Origin of the sequence: Streptomyces hesseae, assembly GCF_031845785.1 — a bacterium.
Taxonomy (GTDB): Bacteria; Actinomycetota; Actinomycetes; order Streptomycetales; family Streptomycetaceae; genus Streptomyces; species Streptomyces hesseae.
On the sequence record NZ_JAVRFI010000005.1, the window covers coordinates 125132 to 142794 of the forward strand.

A 17663-nucleotide genomic window follows, 5' to 3' on the forward strand; every position below is an offset into this window, starting at 1 on the left:
CACACCCCAAAGAGGTTGCGCGCCCCTTCATCCCCACAATTCAATATCAGCCACCACGCCCGAGGCGTGCCCTGGCCGGCTGTCTATGGCCGCGGGCCGCCGTCACACGCGATCTCGACCTCGAACCGGCCGTCGAGCGTGACACGAGCGGAGATGGCGGTGAGGTCCTCGACAATCACGTCCGCTTCGAGCTTCTCCGCCGCGTGCGTGGTGGTCAGAGCGATGGTCGTCATGCCCGCCGCGCGCCCGGCGGCCAGCCCTACCGGTGAGTCCTCTACGACGGCGCAGCGGGACGGGGCGACGCCCAGGCGTTCGGCTGCCAGGAGGAAGGGTTCCGGGTGGGGCTTGTGGTGGGTGATGTCGTCGACGGTGACGAGTACCTCGGGGAGCATGCCCAGGTGGCCGAGGCGCGCCTCGGCCACGCGGCGGGCGCCGGAGGTCACCACGGCCCAGCGGTGGGCGGGCAGTGAGGCGATGAGTTCGGCGGCTCCGGGCACCGGCGTGACGTCGCCGGCCAGGGCGTCGGCCACCTCGGCGTCCTCCAGGCGCCGCACCGCTTCGGCCACCTGGTCGGCGGGCAGCAGGTCCGCGATGATCGCGGAGGCGGGGCGGCCGTGCACCGGGACCTGGGCCGTCACCTCGTCAAGGGTCATGCCGTAGGACTCAGCCCATTGCGTCCATACGCCGCGGGCCACCGACCGCATGGAGACGAGCGTGTCATCGCTGTCGAATAAGAGAGCGTCAATCGGAATTCGCATGGCCGGGAGCGTACCGGGGCCGTTCCGGCCCGAGGGGATCGGCACCTTCCGCTGCCAGGTGGGTGGTTGTGCCGAACTCTGCGAGGCGCAGGTGAGTGCCGTCGCCGTCCCGGCGGGAGACCGACGCGTTCGGCACGGGAGGGGCGTCAGGGGCCGGGTTGCCCAGGCCGGCGAGGGCGTGGCCGGATGGCCACGACGACCGCGTCGTGAGCGATGATCATCACTCGCCGGTTCGCGGCGCTGTCGTGCATCTCCCGGAGGAGATCGCGTGCGCGCAGCGTTACTTCGGCGAGCGATTCGCCTCCCGGTGGGCGGTAGGACCACTGCAATACCGCAGCGTAAGGCGATGGGGCAATGGGTTCGCGCACGTGATCCCTCCCCTGCGGGTGCCCAGGGTGCTGTGAGTGGGGTTCAGCTGCCGGACGGGCCGAATTCCTTCTCCCACCGGGCGAAGTCGTTCTTCGCGTCGCCGATGTTCGTCTCGCGTCCGCGGGGGCCGTCGCCGGGGACGGACGGGGAGGCGGGCGGTACCCATCGTTCCGCTGCGCAGTCCCACAGGGCTTCCTCGACTGCCGGGGGCAGGACGGGCCGGCGTCCGATGTCGCAGACGAGGAGCCAGATCCCCTTGTCCTTCGGGATACGGAGGCCGTGCGGTGCTCCGGGGTGCAAGCGGACCTGGATGCCGTGCGTTCCGGTCTCCGCGTTCCTGCCGCGGGATCTGCGGACGGTGACCTCCGCCACGTGGGACCAGTCGAAGCGGACCTCTCGCTTGGGGGATGTGAGGCATGGGATCCGGTGGGTGAGATCCGCAGGTCCACGGTGCGGCGTGGCAGGAGCCACGACAGTCCGGAGAGGATGCAGCCGAGGCCGAGGAACAGGGCGGCGGGGGCGCAGAGCCGGACGGGGGCGCTCGCGCCGTCGCGCAGTGCGACGCTCAGGGTGAACAGGGCCGCGGGCGCAAGGGCCGCCTTGAGGGAGGGGCGAAGCCGCAGTGGAAGGAAGCACGCCATCGACAGCGCAACGGCGGCCCGGCAGAACCTGGCGCCCCGCACGTACGGCGACGGACTGCCCGGCGCCACGACCCTGCTCCGGGGTGCCTACGAACTCCGCGGGGACGTGGGCGAGCGCCTGCTGGACATGCTTCCGCCGCTGGCCGTCGTGCCCACCGGGCCGCGCACCCGCGCGGCGCTGGACCTACTCGCCGCCGAGGTAGCCCACGAGGAGCCCGGTCAGGATGCCATCCTGAACCGGCTGCTGGACCTCGTACTGGTGCTGGCGCTGCGCGCCTGGTACGCCCGGCCGCAGGCCGAACTCCCCTCTTGGTACGGGGCGCTGTCCACCCCGGCCGTCGGCGACGCTCTGCGCCTGCTGCACGAGGACCCGGCGCACCGGTGGACGGTCGCCGAACTGGCCGCGCGGGTCGGCCAGTCCCGGGCCGCCTTCGCCGCGCGCTTCACCGGCGTGGTCGGCGAGCCGCCGCTCACCTACCTCACCGGCTGGCGGATGGCGCTGGCGGCGGACCTACTGCACGACACGGAGGAGACCGTTGCCGCGGTGGCGCGCGAGGTGGGGTACACAGATGCGTTCGCGTTCAGTGTGGCGTTCAAACGGGCGTGCGGGGCCAGCCCGTCGGACTGGCGGCGGAAGCGCGGCCGGGACGACGGATCAGTTCAGGACGGATGACCGCATGAGCCGGCGCGATACCTACCAGGACAGCACACCCCAACGGGCACGCCTGCAGCACCAACCCCGTCGACCTGAACGTCTTGGAGGTCCGGCACCTGCTCTGTGCCTTGCTGACCCCGCCGATCACGTCCCCGCACAGGCTGCTGAACTGGTCGAACTGGCGCAGATACCACCAGGCCGGAGATCGCCGCAGCCGCAACTAGCGACGACTCGCCAGCCCCTCAACCGGATGGATCACGAAGTCGCGCTGGAATACTAAGCCTTGATTGGTGCGGCCGACCTGGCGGCCTGCTCGATCTTCGCGCAGTAGGCTGCACGGGCTTCCTGGTCGATCTGCTGCTCGTGTTCGGGGCGCACCCAGGTCCGTCCGTCGAGGCCCTCGCCCAGGATGTCGGCGTGCCCGGCATGCCGGTTGGACTCGCCGAGGACATGGACCATGATGGCGAACAGGTTCGTGTTGGGATAAGGCTCCGGCCACCACGGCACGTGGCCGGGGGCGTCGAGCGGAAGCTCGTTGATCGTCGCGTCCGAGTGTTCCCACGTACGCCGGTAGAACCCGACGATCTGATCGCGGGTCTCGTCCTCGGTCGCCCATAGATCGCCGCCGTTGGGGTCCTGCCACCGGGGCAGCGGTTCCGGGGAAGGGCGGTCGAATATCTCGCCGAAGTACCTGGCCTCGACGGTGGCCACGTGTTTGACCAGGCCGAGGAGGTTGGTCCCGGTCGCCGTCAAAGGCCGGCGGGCGTCGTATTCGGACAAGCCGCCGAGTTTCCAGAGCAGCGCCTCGCGGTCCCGCCGCAGTCTCCCGTGCAGGTTGTCCTTCGCGAATTCATCGATCGTGCGGCATGAGCCTGCCATGGGCTGCTCGTGGTCTCAAGATCCCGTACGTGGTCCGCAACGACTGGCAGAGCCGAGACCTGGCCATGGCCGCCGCCCTGACCTACTAACAAGAAGCTCGCGAAACTTGCCACGTGAGACAACCGCTAAGACTCGGTGAGCAACGACACCCGTTCGGGTGACTTCCCGGATTGGGTGTGGTTTGAAGTTGACTGCCGTGCTGTTCTTAATCTCACTCCGCGAGCACCCACGAGGGTGGGATATGCAGCGAATGAACAAAGCCGGAGTCCGGTCGGCTGTGATGGTGGCCGCCGGCGCAGCCGCCCTTCTGTTCGGCCAAGGGGTCGCCTTCGGAAGCACTGCAGGCTGGGATGTGTCGTCGGATCAGGCCGTCGTGCAGCCCGGGGTTACGGTCTACATCAAGCCTGTGTGGAACTGTGGCCAAAGTTCATGTACCTACGATCAGAACTCTGTGTTTCGGATTGGGGCCCTCAACGACGCCAGTCTGTATACAGGTACGCCGCCGAATCTGGTGAAGAAGAACTCCGGGGCACGGGTAGGTACGTGCGCGTGGAACTCAGGCATGCTCTTGTGCAGCCCAACGGCCAGCGGCACGGCCAGTTCAAATGATGCGCTCACGCTCGACAACAACGTGGCCGGCAGGACCTCGGCCAGTACTTGCACGGAATCCTTCTACGTCGACTGGTGGGACGGCGCATCGGAGTCAAATCCCAACCCTGGCGGGGAGCTTTGGGGAGAGGTCGCCTACTGGGACACAAGCGGGTCAAGTGGGCCGTGCCAGTAAGAAGCAGGAAGATCTGCCTTCTTTCCAACGGCCTGCATCTCCAACGGCCTGCATCAGGTTTGCAGGCCGTTGGCCTTCCTCGCGCATATTGGGGCACGCTGAATGCCCGGAAAGGGCTTCGCTCTCCCCGCCGTTGGGCGCCGCCTTACTGTATTACCGCGTATCGGCCAGAATCTCCCGCTCGACACGGTGACGTACGCGCGCAGCGAGCTCGGTGAGCGGCTGCGAGCGAACGGCCTTGGGGGCGACGGGCGATGTGATGCGCCGCGCGTCGGCAGGCAGCGCGGTAAGGTCCGCGGCGAAGCGTCCCCGTGCCTCGTCCAGCCGGGAGTGCCGGGTGTCCGTCCGGTCCCGCGCTCCGTGCCGCACGACCGTCTCCAGCAGCGGTTCCCCATCCGGCGATGAGGGCTCGTCGTGCAGGCCGATGGCATCGGCGTAGCCGGGCCGCCGGAAGACCTGCTTGCGGCCCGGCGCCGTCACTTTGGCCGAGGACAGCTTCATGACGGGCCGTCCGTCGTACTCGACCAGCTTGTAGGCGGAGTCCAGATAGGGGGCGTCGGCGGATACACCGGTCTTGGTGCCGACCGCGTACGTGTCGATGGGCGCCCCGGAGCGGACGAGCCGGTCCACGGCGGACTCGTCGAGGCCGCCGCTGGCGGCGATGCGCACCTCGTGCAGCCTGGCGGCATCGAGGATCCGCCGGGAGCGCACCGCCAGCGCGCCCAGGTCACCACTGTCCAGCCGGATCGCGCATCCCGGCCCGAGCCCCAGGTCCTTCAGTACGCGTGCGGCGGTCGCGACACCGTTCTCGGTGTCGTAGGTATCCACCAGGAAGGTCACCGGGCCCGGGTGGGCGCGGGCGAAGGCACGGAAAGCCTCCTCCTCGGTCCCGAAGACCTCGATGTAGGAGTGGGCCATCGTCCCGATCGCGGGACACCCTCGGCGTGGGCAGCCGCCACGTTGCTGGTCCCGGCGAATCCGACCATGGCGCCCAGCCGGGCCGCCTGGTAGGCGGCTTCCGTGCCGTGTGTACGGCGCAGTGAGAAGTCCACCACGGGGTGCCCGGCAGCGGCCAGCACGCTGCGGGCGCACTTGGAGGCGACGGTGGTCTGGTGGTTGACCTGGTTGAGGACATAGCTCTCCACCAGCTGGGCCTGTGGCAGGGGTGCGGTGATCTCCACCAGGGGCTCGCCTGCCAGGACGACGCGCCCTTCGGGCACGGCCCGTACGTCGCCGGTCGGGTCAGCCCCTCGCGCAGGTACGACAGGGCCATGGTGACCTCGTAGAGGTCGGTCGTCGTGGCGTCCGGCATCGCCGACGCCTCCTCCCTCAGCGGGGGCGTACCGCCTTCGGGTTGTGTTCCGGGTGGTGCACGTGGGCGTCCGGCCCCGGGTAGACCAGAGTCACCCTTTCGGTGTCCGACCAGCGCACGTCGTACGGCGGTGTGCCATCGGCGTGGTGGAGGCCGATGATCTCTCCGTCGCGTTTGGTCGCGCCCGTGGTCGGGCTCTCGACGATCAAGTGGTCACCGAGTTGCGCGTGCATGTCGTCACCGCTTCCTTGCCGTGCCTCCAAGACCAGACTCCGCCCCTCCGACCCAAGACGCACGCTGCCCGGACGGGCCGGGACAGCCCCGTTCAGCGGAGCTCCTCGATGCCACGTGGGCAAAAGAAGCCATGCCCGGGCGGCGCATCGCTCCGAATGGGCGACTTGCGCTGCCGAGCAGGCACGAGGCGTCTGGGCGAAGGTGAGTGCAGCACGGAGGAGAGGCCCGAGCACAGGAGCGGACCATGGCGGTCTCCCACCGCATCACGGTCATCGGGGTCGGCAACGAGTTCCGGCGGGACGACGGCGTGGGTCCCGTTGTCGTCGCCCGCCTGCGGGAAGGCGCAGCCCGCAGCGGCCTGCCGGCCGGAATCCGGCTGGTGTGCTGCGACGGGGAGCCAGGTCGGCTGATCGGGCTGTGGGAGGGCGCCGAGATGGCCGTGGTCGTGGACGCTGCCCACGCCCACCCGGGGCGTCCGGGCAGGATCCACCGGCTGGAGCTGGACGGGTACAAGGCGTGGCAGGCGGGCACGGCGAGCAGCCACGGGCTCGGCCTGGGCGAGGCGGTCGAGCTGGCCCGTGCGCTCGACAGGTTGCCCCGGCGCCTGGTCGTCTACGCGGTCGAAGGAGCCGACGGCCACCTGGGCACGGGGCTGACCCCGGCGGTCGCCGCGGCGGTCGGTCCCCTCACGGAACGGGTCGAGCAGGAGATCGTCCAGTACCTCGCCGGACCTCGCGGCGGGACCGGAGCGCCTCGGAGCGTACGGCTGTGAGGGTGGCGCCCGGAGGCGCAACGGCCGCCCCTCAGACCCCGGGCCGGGTGGCCCAGGCGATCACGGTCTCCGGCAGGGTCCAGGGCGTGGGTTCCCGTCCCTTCGTCCATCGCCTGGCTACGCGGCTGGAGCTCGACGGGTAGGTCCTGAACGCCGACGGCCGCGTCGAGGTGACCGTGGCCGGGCCGCCGCTGGCGGTGCAGGCCCTTGTCGGGTTGCTGCGAGCGGAGGCGCCGCCGTTGGCCGACATCCGCTGGGTGACCGTGGCGGATCTGTCCGGCCCTCCCCCACCGCCGGGCTCGGGCTTCGCCGTCCGGGCCAGTGCCCGGACCGGCGGCAGCCGGCCCGGCGCCCGTGAGATTCCGTCGGACGTCGCCACCTGCGAAGCCGCCTGATACACCCGGAGATCACGATCGTCCGGGCCGACTCCGCCTACGCGGGCAAGCTCGTGACCTGGGCGAAAAGACACCTCAACCTCACGATCAAGACCGTCTCCCGGCCCCGCGACGCCTCCGGGTTCGTCATCCTGCCCCGCCGCTGGATCGTCGAGAGGTCGCTGGCCTGGATGATGCACGCCCGCCGCCATGCCCGGGACTACGAACGGCTCGTCCAACACTCCGAGACCTCATCACATGGGCGGCGATCACGCTGATGACCCTCCGCCTGACCCGCACCGGCCCCCGGACCCCCTGGACGAAGAAGGCGACGGCAGGGGCCGCGCGGATGAAGACGCAAGAGGATGCGGTCCCTCCCACACCTCCATCATCGCGCTCCCAGGAGGACGACGAGAAGAAGGAGGCCGGGAACAAACCCGGCCTGACCTGCGAAGACGTCGGCTTGCCCGCCAAGACGGCCCAGGCCCCGGCCTGACGCCCGCCCGAGGCCGGCGCCCCGGGCCTATGCCGGCACCCTCGTCTCCTGGGCGAAGAGGTCCCTGGGCCTGACCGTCAAGACCGTCAGCCGTCCCAAGAACTCGAAAGGCTTCGTCTTGCTGCCGCGGCGGTGGATCGTGGAAAGCTGGTGGATGCACGCCCGGCGGCTGGTCAGAGACTACGAGTGCCTCCCCGCGCACGCGGAAGCGATGCTCAACACTGCCGTCATCACGCTGATGACCCGCCGCCTGACCCGGCCCCGTCGCTACCCCAGCGCCGCCCCACCGCGGCCCGGCGAACTCGTCCAGGCCGCGTGACGCCAGCTGTACGGGCGGCACGCGCGGAACGAGGCGCGCGGGCCGGGCGCGTACGTCGCTCACGGGCGCCCGGCACCCGTGGGAGGCGGATCAGGCGGCGACCGCGGCGCGACCGGCGGCGTACACCGCGGCCTGGGCGGCCACTCGCCGGCCGAGGTGTTCGGCGGTGGCTATGTCGGCCTTGTGGACGCCGTCCGGGCCCCGGTCGGTGTCGGTCTGCGCGCCGGCGCCCAGGTAGAAGCCGAGGCGGTTGAGGTCGTTCTCGGAGGCGGTGGTGGAGTGCCAGCCGGACGGCAGGCCGAGGTTGATCCAGTGCATTCCGTGCTGGGCGGCCAGCACGGAGAAGAACTGCAAGGTGTGCAGCTTGTCGCCGCTCTTTGAACCGGAGTTGGTGAAGCCCGCCGCCAGCTTGTCCTGCCAGGCGCGGGTCGCCCAGCGCTTCGAGGTGGCCTCGGCGAAGACGTGGAAGGCGCCGGACGCGGTGCCCATGTAGGTCGGCGAGCCGAAGACGATCGCGTCGGCGGTGTCGAGCAGTGCCCACTGCTCCTCGGTGATCTCGTCGACCTTGACCAGGTGGACGGTCGCCCCGGTGTCGGCGGCGCCCTCGCGCACCGCCTCGGCCAGCACCGAGGTGTGGCCGAAGCCCGAGTGATGGGCGATGGCGACGACCGGCGGGACGGCAGCGGCGGAAGAAGCGGCCGGGGCAGGCGTGGTCATGATGGCAGGGCTCCTCAGGATCGTGCCGCGTGGCGCGGCGCGAGGCGGTCAATTCACCAGGGAGACGAGGTAGCCCCTCCAGGTGTGACAGCTCAGACGCGCACGAGTTTGTCGGGATTGATGACCCTGCGGTACGCGGTGATCAGACCGTCTGTGATCTGGACCGTGTCCACGGAGTGGACCCGGCCTTCGCGGTAGAGCACCAGGGCGAGCTCGCCGCCGACTTCAGCGAAGGCGATACGGTCCGGACGCCACCGGCGTCCCACACGCACCATGACCTCGGCAACGCGCTCGCCGCCGTGGATGAGCTTGCGTGCCGCGAATGCCTTGCCGCCGCCGTCGGTGACGAAGACGGCGTCCGGGTGCAGGAGCCTGACCAAGCCGGCCAGGTCCCCGGCCTCGTACGCGGCGCGGAAAACCGCGAGGACGCGTTCGCGCTCCGCCTTCGACGCCTGCGGCATGGACTGTTTCGCCTTGGCCACCCGCCGTCGCGCCCGCGAGGCGAGCTGCCGGGCGCCCGGCACGGAGATGTCCAGCACTTCGGCGATCTTGCCGAACTCAAGACCGAAGACATCGTGCAGGACGAAAGCCACCCGCTCCGGCGGGCTCAGCTCTTCCATGATCAGCAGCATCGCCGAGCCGACGGATTCATCGACGAGTACCGGCTGCGACGCGTCCGGCCCCGTCAGCAGTGGCTCCGGCAGCCACGGCCCGACATAGCTCTCCCGACGGAAGCGGGCACTCTTGAGAATGTCGTACGACCGTCGCGCGGCCACCGTCACCAGCCAGGCCCGCAGATCACCGATGTCCCGCAGATCCGCTCCGGCCGCCCGCAACCACACATCCTGGGTCACGTCCTCGGCATCAGCCACACTCCCCAGCAGCCGGTAGGCCACACCGAAAACCGCAGGCCGGTGCCTCTCCCATCCGGCTCCGAGCGCCTCCTCCTGCTCAGACCGTCCGGGCCCGTGCCCATCACCCATACCGATCGCAACCTCCTCCAGCATGCGGATCCAGCGTAGCTACCCGAACTCGGGATCTTCGAAGACAGCCCCCGCAGAAGCGAGCGAGCCCGCTCAGACCGACGACGTAGGACGGCGGTATCTCATAGTGGGAAAGGGCGGACTTGTGAAACACCCGCTATGGCCCTGGGGTATCTGTACGGGTCCGAGGCGCTCGGCGGTCCGGGTGTCCCGCTTTCCCTTGCCGAATCGTTCGTCCGGCGGCTACCGCCGGAGGGGACCCGAGTGGTCCGGGCGATGGTCGGACGGAGCGTCAACTGTCCGCGAGCGTCCAGCGCCGGACGCCTCTTCGGCGCCGCGGCGAGCCTCATCGGCCTGTGCGACGACGCCACCTACGAAGGACAGGCGGCCGTCGCCCTGGAGTCGGCGGCGGGGGACGAACGCGCCGAATCCCTCCCCTGGCGCCTCGCGCGGGCCGACGGGCTGTGGGTGTACGACCCCGTACCCACCTTGACCGCCCTGCTCGAAGGCCAGGGATTGCGGGTGCTGGTGGGCAGTGCCGTACCGGTCAACGACGGTGGCATCAGCTACGGGCAGGCGGCTGTGGCCGCAGCCCGCCTGCGGGAAGCATGACGGCGATGTGTCTGGGCATTCCGGGCCGGGTGGTGGAGATCCACGACCGTGCGGGGCTGCGGATGGCCACGGTCGACTTCGGCGGGGTCCGCCGCGAGGCATGCCTGGCCTACACATCCGATGCGGACGTGGGCACGTATGTCGTGATCCACGTCGGGTTCGCCATCACCACGGTCGACGAGACCGAGGCGGAACGGACCCTGGAGGTGCTGAGGGCCATGGCCGACGCCGTGGAGGGGGAAATCGGGGAACCACTGCCCCGCTCCCGCTGACGAGAGGCGAACCGGCCGGTCACTCCCGGTGCCCCTCTGCCCATGCGCCCTGCGCACGTCGCGGGCCATGCTGGAGGGAGAGGAGGCGTCCGTGCCATGACCCGTGCACCCGAATCGCCGGGCACCGCGGTGTACGCGCTGCTGGCAGACGGGACGACCGTGCAGGTCAGGCAGGTCGTGCCGGAAGACCGCACGGCGGTCTTCCGGCTGTATGAGCACATGTCCCCGGCGAACCTGCGGTTGCGGTTCTTCTCCAGCGGCTCCCTCATCGCGCAGCAGGCGGCGGACATCCTGTGTCTGGGCGCGGGGCCGGGAGACCGGGCGCTGGTGGCCGAGGCGGACGGTGACGTGGTGGGGCTGGCCGAATATCACGCGACACCTACCGACGCGCCGCGAGGCAGGCCGACAGCCGCCGAGGTCGCCCTCGCCGTGGCGGACGAGTGGCACCACCGCGGCGTCGGAACGCTCCTGTTGGAGCACCTCGTCGACCTCGCGCGGGCCGAGGGGATCCAGGAGCTGACGGCCGACGCGCTGAGCGAGAACATGCGGGTCATCAGGGTCTTCGCCGACCTCGGGCTCCCGGTGCGCCGGCGTTTCGAGGGGCCGGAAGTCCATGTCCGGGTGGCACTGGCACCGGACGAGCACTACCTGACGGTCCTGGACACGCGGGGCCGCACCGCCGACGTCGCCAGCCTCCGGCCGTTGCTGCGGCCCCGGTCTGTAGCCGTCGTCGGGGCCGGTCACCGCCCCGCTTCCGTGGGAAGGGCGATCCTGCGCAATCTGCGGGCCAACGGTTTCACCGGCCCGGTGCACGTCGTCAACCCCCACGGCCCCGCCCTCGACGGACTGCCCTGCCACCCCGCCGTCTCCGATCTGCCGGAGCCACCGGACCTGGCCGTGCTGGCCGTCCCCGCCCACGCGGTGCCCGCCGTCGCCGAGGAGTGCGGCGCGCACGGGGTTCGGGCGCTGGCGGTGGTGACGTCCGGCCTCGACGCGGACCAGGCGGCAGGGCTGCGGACGGCCTGCCGCCGGCACGGCATGCGCGTCGTCGGGCCCAACTGCCTGGGCCTGACCAACACGGAGAAGGACGTCCAGCTGGACGCGACCTTCGCCGCCCGCTTCCCGCTCCCGGGCACGGCCGGAGTCGCCACCCAGTCGGGCGGCGTCGGCATCGCCCTGCTGGACGGGCTGTCCCGGCTGGGGATCGGCGTGTCGACGTTCGTCTCCCTCGGCGACAAGTACGACGTGAGCGGCAACGACCTGCTCCAGTGGTGGGAGGAGGACGGCCGCACCGATCTGGCGGTGCTGCACCTGGAGTCGTTCGGCAGCCCCCGCGCGTTCTCCCGTACCGCGCGGCGGGTGAGCAGACGCATGCCCGTACTCACCGTGGACGCGGGGCGGTCGGAGGCCGGGCGGAGGGCGGCGGCCTCACACACCGCCGCTGCCGCCACGCCGACGATGACCCGGCAGGCCCTCTTCCACCAGGCCGGGATCATCGCCACCCGGACCATCGGGGAGCTCTTGGACACGACGGCGCTGCTGCATGCCCAGCCACTGCCCGCCGGCAATCGCGTGGTGGTGGTCACCAATGCCGGCGGGGTGGGGGTGCTGGCCGCCGACGCGTGCAGCGAGGCCGGGCTGAGCGTACGGCCGTTGGAGCCCGGGCTGGCGGCGGAGGTCGCGGCCGCCCTGCCAGAGGGTGCGGCGGTCGGCAATCCGGTCGACGCGACCGCCGCCGTCCCGGAGGACCGGCTGCGTGCCTGCGTGGACCTGCTGGCGGCGCACCGGGATGTCGACGCGGTGCTGGGCGTCCTGGTCCCGACTGCCCTGGCCGCAGCCACCGGCGACGACCTGGTGCGGGCGTTTACCCACGCACCGGCCCGCGTTCCGTGCACGACGGCTCTGGTCCTGGTGGACCGGCCCGCGCGCGTGGAACTGCTGCCCGCCGAGCGCGGCGGTGCCGTGCCCTCGTACGCCGACGCGCAGGACGCGGCCCGAGCCCTGTCGTACGCGTCGGCCCACGCTCGTCACCGGATCCGCCCGCAGAGCCTGCCGCCGGACCCGTCTGGCATCGACGTGGAGGGAGCCAGGGCGGACGTGGCCGAATGGCTCGGCGAACGGCCGGAAGGCGGGTGGCTCGACCCACTCCAGTGCGCACGGCTCCTCACCCGTTACGGCATTCCGCAGGTGCCCTGGGAGTGGGTATGCGACGAGGAGACCGCCGTGGCGGCGGCCGCGCGGCTGGCCGGGCCCGACGGCCGGGTCGTCCTCAAGGCCCACTGGCCGGGCCTGGTGCACAAAACCGATGAAGGTGCCGTCCGCCTCGACCTCCAAGGCGAGGAGCAGGTCCGAACCGCCTACCGCAGCTTCGCGGACCGCTTCGGCGACAGGCTCTCCGGCGTGGTGGTACAGCCGCAAGCCCCGCACGTCCTGGAACTGGTGACGGGCGTCGTCCAGGACCCGGTCTTCGGCCCGCTCGTCCTCTTCGGGCAGGGCGGCACGGCCACCGACGTGCTGGCCGACCACGCCGCCCGCCTCGCCCCGCTCACCACCTACGACCTCGACGACCTCATCACCTCACCGCGTTGCTCGGTCCTCCTGTCGGGCCGCCACGGCGGGATCCCCGTCGACCTCGGCGCCCTCGAACGCCTCCTGCTGTGCCTGTCCCGGATGGCCTGCGACCTGCCCCAGCTCGCCGAGGCCGACCTCAACCCTGTCGTGGCCTGCCCGGACGGCGTCATGGCGCTCGACGCCCGCGTGCGGCTGGAACCCCACAAGGCGTACGACCCGTACCTGCGCCGTCTGCGCTGAGACCGGCGCCCGGATGGCCCGCCCCCCTCCCGGCGCGCTCGGAGTGCGGCCCACCGGGGGTGTGGTCAGGCTGAGGGGAGCACCGCCACCGAGTGAGCAGGAGACGTCATGCCCTCCGCGACGGCACCGCCGGACGCCGACAGCACGGCCTGTGTACTGGACCTGGAAGGCATCGGGGCCCTCGTGCGGGAGCTGCGCGCCCGGGGCCGGACGGTGATCGGCCCGACCGAACGGGACGGCGCCATTGTCCTGGCCGAGATCGAGTCCGCCGACGAGCTGCCCTACGGCTGGGGGGTGGAACTGGAGGCCGGCCACTACCGGACCAAGCGCCGGACCGACGCCGCCGCGTTCGCCCATAGCGCCGGCCCCCAGTCGTGGAAGAACTTCCTCCACCCCGAGCGGGTCCGGCAGTGGACCGCCGACCGCGCTCCCGACGGAGGAATGACGGTCCTGGCCGAGCGCCCCGAGCCCACCTCGTTCGCCTTCCTGGGCGTACGGCCCTGCGACCTGCGGGCCATCCAGATCCAGGACCGCGTCATGACCGGCGGCCGGCACCGGGACGACGCCTACGAGGAACGCCGTACCGGCGCGTTCCTCGTCGTGGTCGAGTGCGTCGAGCCCGGCGCCACCTGCTTCTGCGTCTCCATGGACACCGGCCCAGCCGCGCGCCCCGGCTACGACCTGGCGCTGACCGAGGTACTGGACGACGCCGGGCACCGCTTCCTGGCCCGCGCCGGCACCGAGGAAGGGGCGGCGGTCCTGGAGAGCCTGCCGCGCCGGCCCGCCGACGACCTGACGCGCACCCGGGCCCGCGAGGACGTCGAGGCCGCCGCCGGGCGGATGGGCCGCACCATGCCGGAGGTCGACCTGCGCGCACTGCTCGCCGGCACATTGGAGGCCGACCGCTGGAACGATGTCGCCGCCCGCTGCCTGACCTGCGGCAACTGCACCATGGCCTGCCCCACCTGCTTCTGCACCACCACCGAGGACGTCACCGACCTCACCGGCGACCACGCCGAGCGCTGGCGGCGCTGGGAATCCTGCTACGACCTGGACTTCACCCACCTGCCCGGCGGCTCCGTCCGCAGCAGCGGGCGCAGCCGGTACCGCCAATGGCTCACCCACAAACTGGGTACATGGTGGGACCAGTTCGACAGCTCCGGCTGCGTGGGCTGCGGCCGATGCATCGTGTGGTGCCCGGTCGCCATCGACATCACCGAGGAAGCCCACGCCCTCCATCAGGAATCCCTCACCCGGCAGGCCGGGAGGAAGGACGAGACGCCGTGAAAGGCACCGGTCTGTTCGAAGCCATCCCGGAGGGTTCCCGCGAGCCACTCATGCGACTGGGCCACGAAGCGTCGTTCCCCGCGGGCACCCGGCTCTTCGAGGAAGGCCAACGAGCGGACCGCTTCTGGGTCATCCGCACGGGCACCGTCAACCTCGACATCCATGTGCCTGGCCGCCAGGCCGCAGTCGTCGAAACCCTCGGCGCGGGCGGTCTGGTCGGCTGGTCATGGCTGTGCCCGCCGCACCAGTGGCACCTGGGCGCCCAGGCGACGAGCCCGGTGGAAGCCTGGGAATTCGACGCGGCCGAAGTCCACGCCCTGCGCGAACGTGACCACGAACTCGACCGCGCGCTGCTCACTTACGTCGTGGAGGTCATCGGCGGACGCCTGCGGGCGGCCCGCACCCGGCTGCTCGACCTCTACGGCCCGTACGGGAGTGGGTCGGCGCGGTGACCGCAGTTCCTCTCCCCTACCAGGTGGTGAGCAACCGGCCTGAGACCACGGACACCCGGACGATCGAGCTACGGCCGGTCGGCGGCGGACTGCCCGCGTTCGCCCCGGGGCAGTTCGCCATGCTCTACGCCTTCGGCGTCGGCGAGATTCCCGTGTCCGTCGCCGGCTTGCGGGACGGCGCCCTGACCCACACCATCCGGGGAGTCGGCGCGGTGTCACGCGCCTTGTGCGCCGTTCGCCCGGGCACGCAGGTGGGTGTGCGGGGCCCCTTCGGCACCGGCTGGGACCTGCCGGCCGCTGCCGGACGCGATGTGCTCGTGGTGGCGGGCGGCATCGGCCTGGCCCCGCTGCGGCCGCTCGTCCAGGCGGTGTTGTCCCTGCCCCGCGACCACGGACGGCTGAACGTCCTCATCGGCGCCCGCACCCCCGAGGACCTGCTGTACCGATCGGAACTGGACGGCTGGGGGCGACCGTACTGCGGAGTGACGGTGGACCGCGCGGGTCCGGAGTGGACCGGCCACGTCGGCGTGGTGACCACCCTGCTGAACGAGGCGGCGTTCACCCCGCACGAGACCACGGCCTTCGTCTGCGGCCCCGAGGTCATGATCCGCGCCACCGCCCGCGAGCTGCTGCACCGAGGCGTCCCGGCACAGCACATCCGCGTCTCCCTCGAGCGCAATATGCACTGCGCGACCGGTCACTGCGGCCACTGTCAGCTCGGCCCCCTGCTGCTGTGCCGGGACGGACCCGTCGTCGGCTACGCCCTCGCCGAGCCGCTGCTCGCCGTACGGGAGCTGTGAGATGGCCGTACCCGTAGGTTCCCGTCCCCGGCTGGGCGTGTTCAAGTTCGCCTCCTGCGACGGCTGTCAGCTGACCCTGCTGGACTGCGAGGATGAGCTGCTGCCGCTGGCCGCCGAGATCGACATCGCCCACTTCGTCGAGGCGTCGAGCGATATCCAGTCGGGCCCGTACGACCTCTCCCTCGTCGAGGGATCGGTCTCCACCCCGGAACACCTCGAACGCATCCGGCGCATCCGCGCCGAGTCCCGCCATCTGGTGACCATCGGCGCCTGCGCCACGGCGGGCGGCGTCCAGGCCCTGCGGAACTTCGCCGACGTCGCCGAGTTCCGCGCGACCGTCTACGCGAAACCCGAGTACATCGAGACCCTCGCCACCTCCACTCCCATCTCGGCCCATGTCCCCGTCGACTTCGAACTGCGCGGCTGCCCCATCGACCGCGGCCAGCTCATCGAGGTCATCACCGCCTTCCTCGCCGACCGCCGCCCCGACATCCCCAACCACAGCGTCTGCTTCGCCTGCAAACGACGCGGCACCACCTGCCTCCCCGTCGCCCATGGCATCCCCTGCCTGGGACCGGTGACGCACGCGGGATGCGGGGCGCTGTGCCCGGCCTACGGACGGGGCTGCTACGGCTGCTTCGGGCCGTCCGGCTCGACGAACATGCCCGCGATGATCCCGCTGCTCCGGGGTGACGGCATGAGCGACGAGGACATCCTGCGCTTTCTGCACACCTTCAACGTCCACGACTTCGCCGCGATCGAGCCACCGGGTGAACTCGGCGAAGAAGGGGCATCCTCATGACGCGCCGCGGCTCGCGCGTTCTGCGCGTCGGCGCCATCGCCCGCATCGAGGGGGAAGGAGCCCTGCGCCTGCGGATCGACGACGGCACCGCCACCCGGGCCGAGCTGAGCATCTACGAGCCGCCGCGCTTCTTCGAGGCGTTCCTGCGCGGGCGTCGGCACACCGAACCACCGGACATCACGTCACGCGTATGCGGTATCTGTCCCGTCGCCTACCAGCTGAGCGCATGCCACGCGATCGAGGACGCCTGCGGCGTCACCGTCGACGGGCAACTGGCCGCGCTACGGCGGCTGTTGTACTGCGGAGAGTGGATCGAGAGCCACACCCTGCACATCTATCTCCTCCACGCGCCTGACTTCCTGGGCCACGAGAACGCGATCGAGCTCTCCCGCACCCACCGCGCCGACGTCGAACGGGGACTACGGCTCAAGCAGGCCGGCAACAGCATCGTGGAATTCCTCGGCGGCCGTGCCATCCACCCCGTCAACGTCCGCGTCGGCGGCTTTCACCGCACCCCCGCCCGTACGGAATTCCGTCCTTTGGCCGAGCGTTTGCGGCAGGCGCGCGACGACGCGCTCGGGACCGTCGCCTGGGTGGCAGGCTTCGGCTTCCCCGAGGCGACATGCGAGGCAGACTTCCTCGCCCTCGCCGAACCGGGAACGTACGCCATCGAAACGGGCACCCCCACCGTGCTGCCGCACGGCGATGGGCACCCCTCCAGGACGTTCCCCCTCGCGGACTTCACCACCCATGTGGCCGAGGAGCAGGTCCCCCACTCCACCGCGCTCCAGGCCCGGCTGGACGGCGGACGCCACCTCACCGGCGCCCTGGCCCGGTACGCCATCAGCGGCCATCAGCTCCCGCCCGCCGTCCGGGAAGCGGCCCAGGCGGCCGGCCTGGCCGACCCGGCCTCCGGGGAGATCTGCCGCAACCCCTTCCGCGCCATCGTCGTCCGTGCCGTCGAGGTCCTCTACGCCGTGGAAGAAGCGCTGCGCCTGATCGACGCCTACGAGCGCCCGCCGCGTCCCGCCGTGGAGGTCCCCCCGCGGGCCGAGACGGGCCACGGCGCCACCGAGGCCCCGCGCGGCACCCTCTACCACCGCTACACCCTCGACGCCGAAGGACTCGTCACCGACGCCTGTCTCATCCCGCCCACCTCCCAGAACCAGGGCGCCATCGAGGAGGACCTGCGCCGGATCGTCCAGGACCGGCTGCGGCACGGCGACGCCACCGACGCCGAGCTGACCCGGTTGTGCGAACGGGCCATCCGCAATCACGACCCCTGTATCTCCTGCTCGGCCCATTTCCTCGACCTGACCGTCGAACGAGCATGA

17 protein-coding genes and 5 pseudogenes are annotated in these 17663 nt (G+C 71.0%); 14 read left to right on the forward strand and 8 right to left on the reverse strand.

Features of this window, described 5'->3' with window-relative positions:
- Positions 1 to 83: 83 nt before the first annotated feature.
- From RM609_RS10615 to RM609_RS10625, 3 genes are all read right to left on the reverse strand, one after another.
- Positions 84 to 758 (reverse strand): HAD-IA family hydrolase, encoded by a 675-nt coding sequence (locus tag RM609_RS10615; protein WP_311609897.1) that lies wholly within the window; start codon positions 756 to 758, stop codon positions 84 to 86.
- Positions 759 to 904: 146 nt separating this feature from the next.
- Positions 905 to 1126 carry a histidine phosphatase family protein gene (locus RM609_RS10620; RefSeq protein WP_311609899.1) on the reverse strand — a complete coding sequence of 74 codons (222 nt, stop codon included), beginning with the start codon at positions 1124 to 1126 and terminating at the stop codon, positions 905 to 907.
- Between the two features lie 43 nt (positions 1127 to 1169).
- Positions 1170 to 1499 (reverse strand): hypothetical protein, encoded by a 330-nt coding sequence (locus RM609_RS10625; RefSeq protein ID WP_311609901.1) that lies wholly within the window; start codon positions 1497 to 1499, stop codon positions 1170 to 1172.
- A 252-nt stretch (positions 1500 to 1751) separates the two neighbouring features.
- Here RM609_RS10625 and RM609_RS10630 point away from each other — a divergent pair.
- A pseudogene (locus RM609_RS10630) lies at positions 1752 to 2441 on the forward strand (helix-turn-helix domain-containing protein); the annotation flags it as partial.
- A 258-nt stretch (positions 2442 to 2699) separates the two neighbouring features.
- On the opposite strand, the gene RM609_RS10635 reads toward RM609_RS10630, so the two are convergent.
- The 3 genes and pseudogenes from RM609_RS10635 to RM609_RS10645 all read right to left on the reverse strand — a co-directional run.
- A complete protein-coding gene (locus RM609_RS10635) occupies positions 2700 to 3302 on the reverse strand; it encodes a DinB family protein (protein WP_311609905.1) in 603 nt (200 codons plus the stop codon).
- Positions 3303 to 4239: 937 nt separating this feature from the next.
- Positions 4240 to 5398: pseudogene (locus tag RM609_RS10640) on the reverse strand (nicotinate phosphoribosyltransferase).
- A 44-nt stretch (positions 5399 to 5442) separates the two neighbouring features.
- Positions 5443 to 5631 (reverse strand): annotated as a pseudogene (locus tag RM609_RS10645) (DUF1918 domain-containing protein); the annotation flags it as partial.
- Between the two features lie 245 nt (positions 5632 to 5876).
- Here RM609_RS10645 and RM609_RS10650 point away from each other — a divergent pair.
- From RM609_RS10650 to RM609_RS34615, 5 genes and pseudogenes are all read left to right on the forward strand, one after another.
- Positions 5877 to 6404 (forward strand): hydrogenase maturation protease, encoded by a 528-nt coding sequence (locus tag RM609_RS10650; RefSeq protein WP_311609908.1) that lies wholly within the window; start codon positions 5877 to 5879, stop codon positions 6402 to 6404.
- Between the two features lie 47 nt (positions 6405 to 6451).
- Positions 6452 to 6547: an acylphosphatase gene (locus RM609_RS34480; protein ID WP_369016232.1), complete on the forward strand. Its 96-nt coding sequence runs from the start codon at positions 6452 to 6454 to the stop codon at positions 6545 to 6547.
- A gap of 33 nt (positions 6548 to 6580) precedes the next feature.
- Complete coding sequence (locus tag RM609_RS10655) at positions 6581 to 6799, forward strand: hypothetical protein (RefSeq protein ID WP_311609910.1); 219 nt, start codon at positions 6581 to 6583, stop codon at positions 6797 to 6799.
- A pseudogene (locus tag RM609_RS10660) lies at positions 6787 to 7116 on the forward strand (transposase); the annotation flags it as partial. The gene RM609_RS10655 and the pseudogene RM609_RS10660, both read left to right, overlap by 13 nt.
- A gap of 174 nt (positions 7117 to 7290) precedes the next feature.
- Positions 7291 to 7533: pseudogene (locus tag RM609_RS34615) on the forward strand (IS5-like element IS4811 family transposase); the annotation flags it as partial.
- A gap of 150 nt (positions 7534 to 7683) precedes the next feature.
- Here RM609_RS34615 and RM609_RS10675 read toward each other — a convergent pair.
- Both RM609_RS10675 and sigJ read right to left on the reverse strand, forming a co-directional pair.
- Entirely contained in the window at positions 7684 to 8310 is a 627-nt protein-coding gene (locus RM609_RS10675) for a flavodoxin family protein (RefSeq protein WP_096211573.1), read from the reverse strand.
- Positions 8311 to 8402: 92 nt separating this feature from the next.
- On the reverse strand, positions 8403 to 9293 hold the full coding sequence (gene sigJ / locus RM609_RS10680; protein WP_311610234.1) for an RNA polymerase sigma factor SigJ: 891 nt from the start codon (positions 9291 to 9293) through the stop codon (positions 8403 to 8405).
- 159 nt (positions 9294 to 9452) lie between these two features.
- On the opposite strand from sigJ, the gene RM609_RS10685 reads away from it, so the two are divergent.
- The 8 genes from RM609_RS10685 to RM609_RS10720 all read left to right on the forward strand — a co-directional run bounded on the left by RM609_RS10685 (position 9453) and on the right by RM609_RS10720 (position 17663).
- Positions 9453 to 9905, forward strand: a complete 453-nt coding sequence (locus RM609_RS10685; RefSeq protein ID WP_438828413.1) for a Kae1-like domain-containing protein — start codon at positions 9453 to 9455, stop codon at positions 9903 to 9905.
- A 5-nt stretch (positions 9906 to 9910) separates the two neighbouring features.
- The gene (locus tag RM609_RS10690; protein WP_311610236.1) at positions 9911 to 10177 is read left to right on the forward strand and encodes a HypC/HybG/HupF family hydrogenase formation chaperone; all 267 of its coding nucleotides are present in this window, start codon (positions 9911 to 9913) and stop codon (positions 10175 to 10177) included.
- Between the two features lie 96 nt (positions 10178 to 10273).
- Positions 10274 to 12988: a bifunctional acetate--CoA ligase family protein/GNAT family N-acetyltransferase gene (locus RM609_RS10695; RefSeq protein WP_311609917.1), complete on the forward strand. Its 2715-nt coding sequence runs from the start codon at positions 10274 to 10276 to the stop codon at positions 12986 to 12988.
- A 108-nt stretch (positions 12989 to 13096) separates the two neighbouring features.
- Positions 13097 to 14275, forward strand: coding sequence for a 4Fe-4S dicluster domain-containing protein (locus RM609_RS10700; RefSeq protein ID WP_311609918.1), 1179 nt, complete (start codon positions 13097 to 13099; stop codon positions 14273 to 14275).
- 50 nt (positions 14276 to 14325) lie between these two features.
- Positions 14326 to 14727 carry a Crp/Fnr family transcriptional regulator gene (locus RM609_RS10705; RefSeq protein WP_438828420.1) on the forward strand — a complete coding sequence of 134 codons (402 nt, stop codon included), beginning with the start codon at positions 14326 to 14328 and terminating at the stop codon, positions 14725 to 14727.
- Complete coding sequence (locus RM609_RS10710) at positions 14724 to 15527, forward strand: FAD/NAD(P)-binding protein (protein WP_311609920.1); 804 nt, start codon at positions 14724 to 14726, stop codon at positions 15525 to 15527. Before RM609_RS10705 ends, RM609_RS10710 begins: the two co-directional genes overlap by 4 nt.
- Before the next feature lies 1 nt (position 15528).
- On the forward strand, positions 15529 to 16329 hold the full coding sequence (locus RM609_RS10715) for an NADH-quinone oxidoreductase subunit B family protein (protein ID WP_311609921.1): 801 nt from the start codon (positions 15529 to 15531) through the stop codon (positions 16327 to 16329).
- Positions 16326 to 17663: a Ni/Fe hydrogenase subunit alpha gene (locus RM609_RS10720; RefSeq protein WP_311609922.1), complete on the forward strand. Its 1338-nt coding sequence runs from the start codon at positions 16326 to 16328 to the stop codon at positions 17661 to 17663. Before RM609_RS10715 ends, RM609_RS10720 begins: the two co-directional genes overlap by 4 nt.

Excerpts from the sequence above, each read along its gene's own strand:
- RM609_RS10635 (WP_311609905.1), bottom strand. The coding sequence starts at position 3,302 with ATGGCAGGCTCATGCCGCACGATCGATGAATTCGCGAAGGACAACCTG.
- RM609_RS10715 (WP_311609921.1), top strand. The coding sequence starts at position 15,529 with ATGGCCGTACCCGTAGGTTCCCGTCCCCGGCTGGGCGTGTTCAAGTTC.
- RM609_RS10700 (WP_311609918.1), top strand. The coding sequence starts at position 13,097 with ATGCCCTCCGCGACGGCACCGCCGGACGCCGACAGCACGGCCTGTGTA.
- RM609_RS10695 (WP_311609917.1), top strand. The coding sequence starts at position 10,274 with ATGACCCGTGCACCCGAATCGCCGGGCACCGCGGTGTACGCGCTGCTG.
- RM609_RS10690 (WP_311610236.1), top strand. The coding sequence starts at position 9,911 with ATGTGTCTGGGCATTCCGGGCCGGGTGGTGGAGATCCACGACCGTGCG.
- RM609_RS10685 (WP_438828413.1), top strand. The coding sequence starts at position 9,453 with ATGGCCCTGGGGTATCTGTACGGGTCCGAGGCGCTCGGCGGTCCGGGT.
- sigJ (WP_311610234.1), bottom strand. The coding sequence starts at position 9,293 with ATGGGTGATGGGCACGGGCCCGGACGGTCTGAGCAGGAGGAGGCGCTC.
- RM609_RS10705 (WP_438828420.1), top strand. The coding sequence starts at position 14,326 with ATGCGACTGGGCCACGAAGCGTCGTTCCCCGCGGGCACCCGGCTCTTC.
- RM609_RS10615 (WP_311609897.1), bottom strand. The coding sequence starts at position 758 with ATGCGAATTCCGATTGACGCTCTCTTATTCGACAGCGATGACACGCTC.
- RM609_RS10650 (WP_311609908.1), top strand. The coding sequence starts at position 5,877 with ATGGCGGTCTCCCACCGCATCACGGTCATCGGGGTCGGCAACGAGTTC.
- RM609_RS10720 (WP_311609922.1), top strand. The coding sequence starts at position 16,326 with ATGACGCGCCGCGGCTCGCGCGTTCTGCGCGTCGGCGCCATCGCCCGC.
- RM609_RS10675 (WP_096211573.1), bottom strand. The coding sequence starts at position 8,310 with ATGACCACGCCTGCCCCGGCCGCTTCTTCCGCCGCTGCCGTCCCGCCG.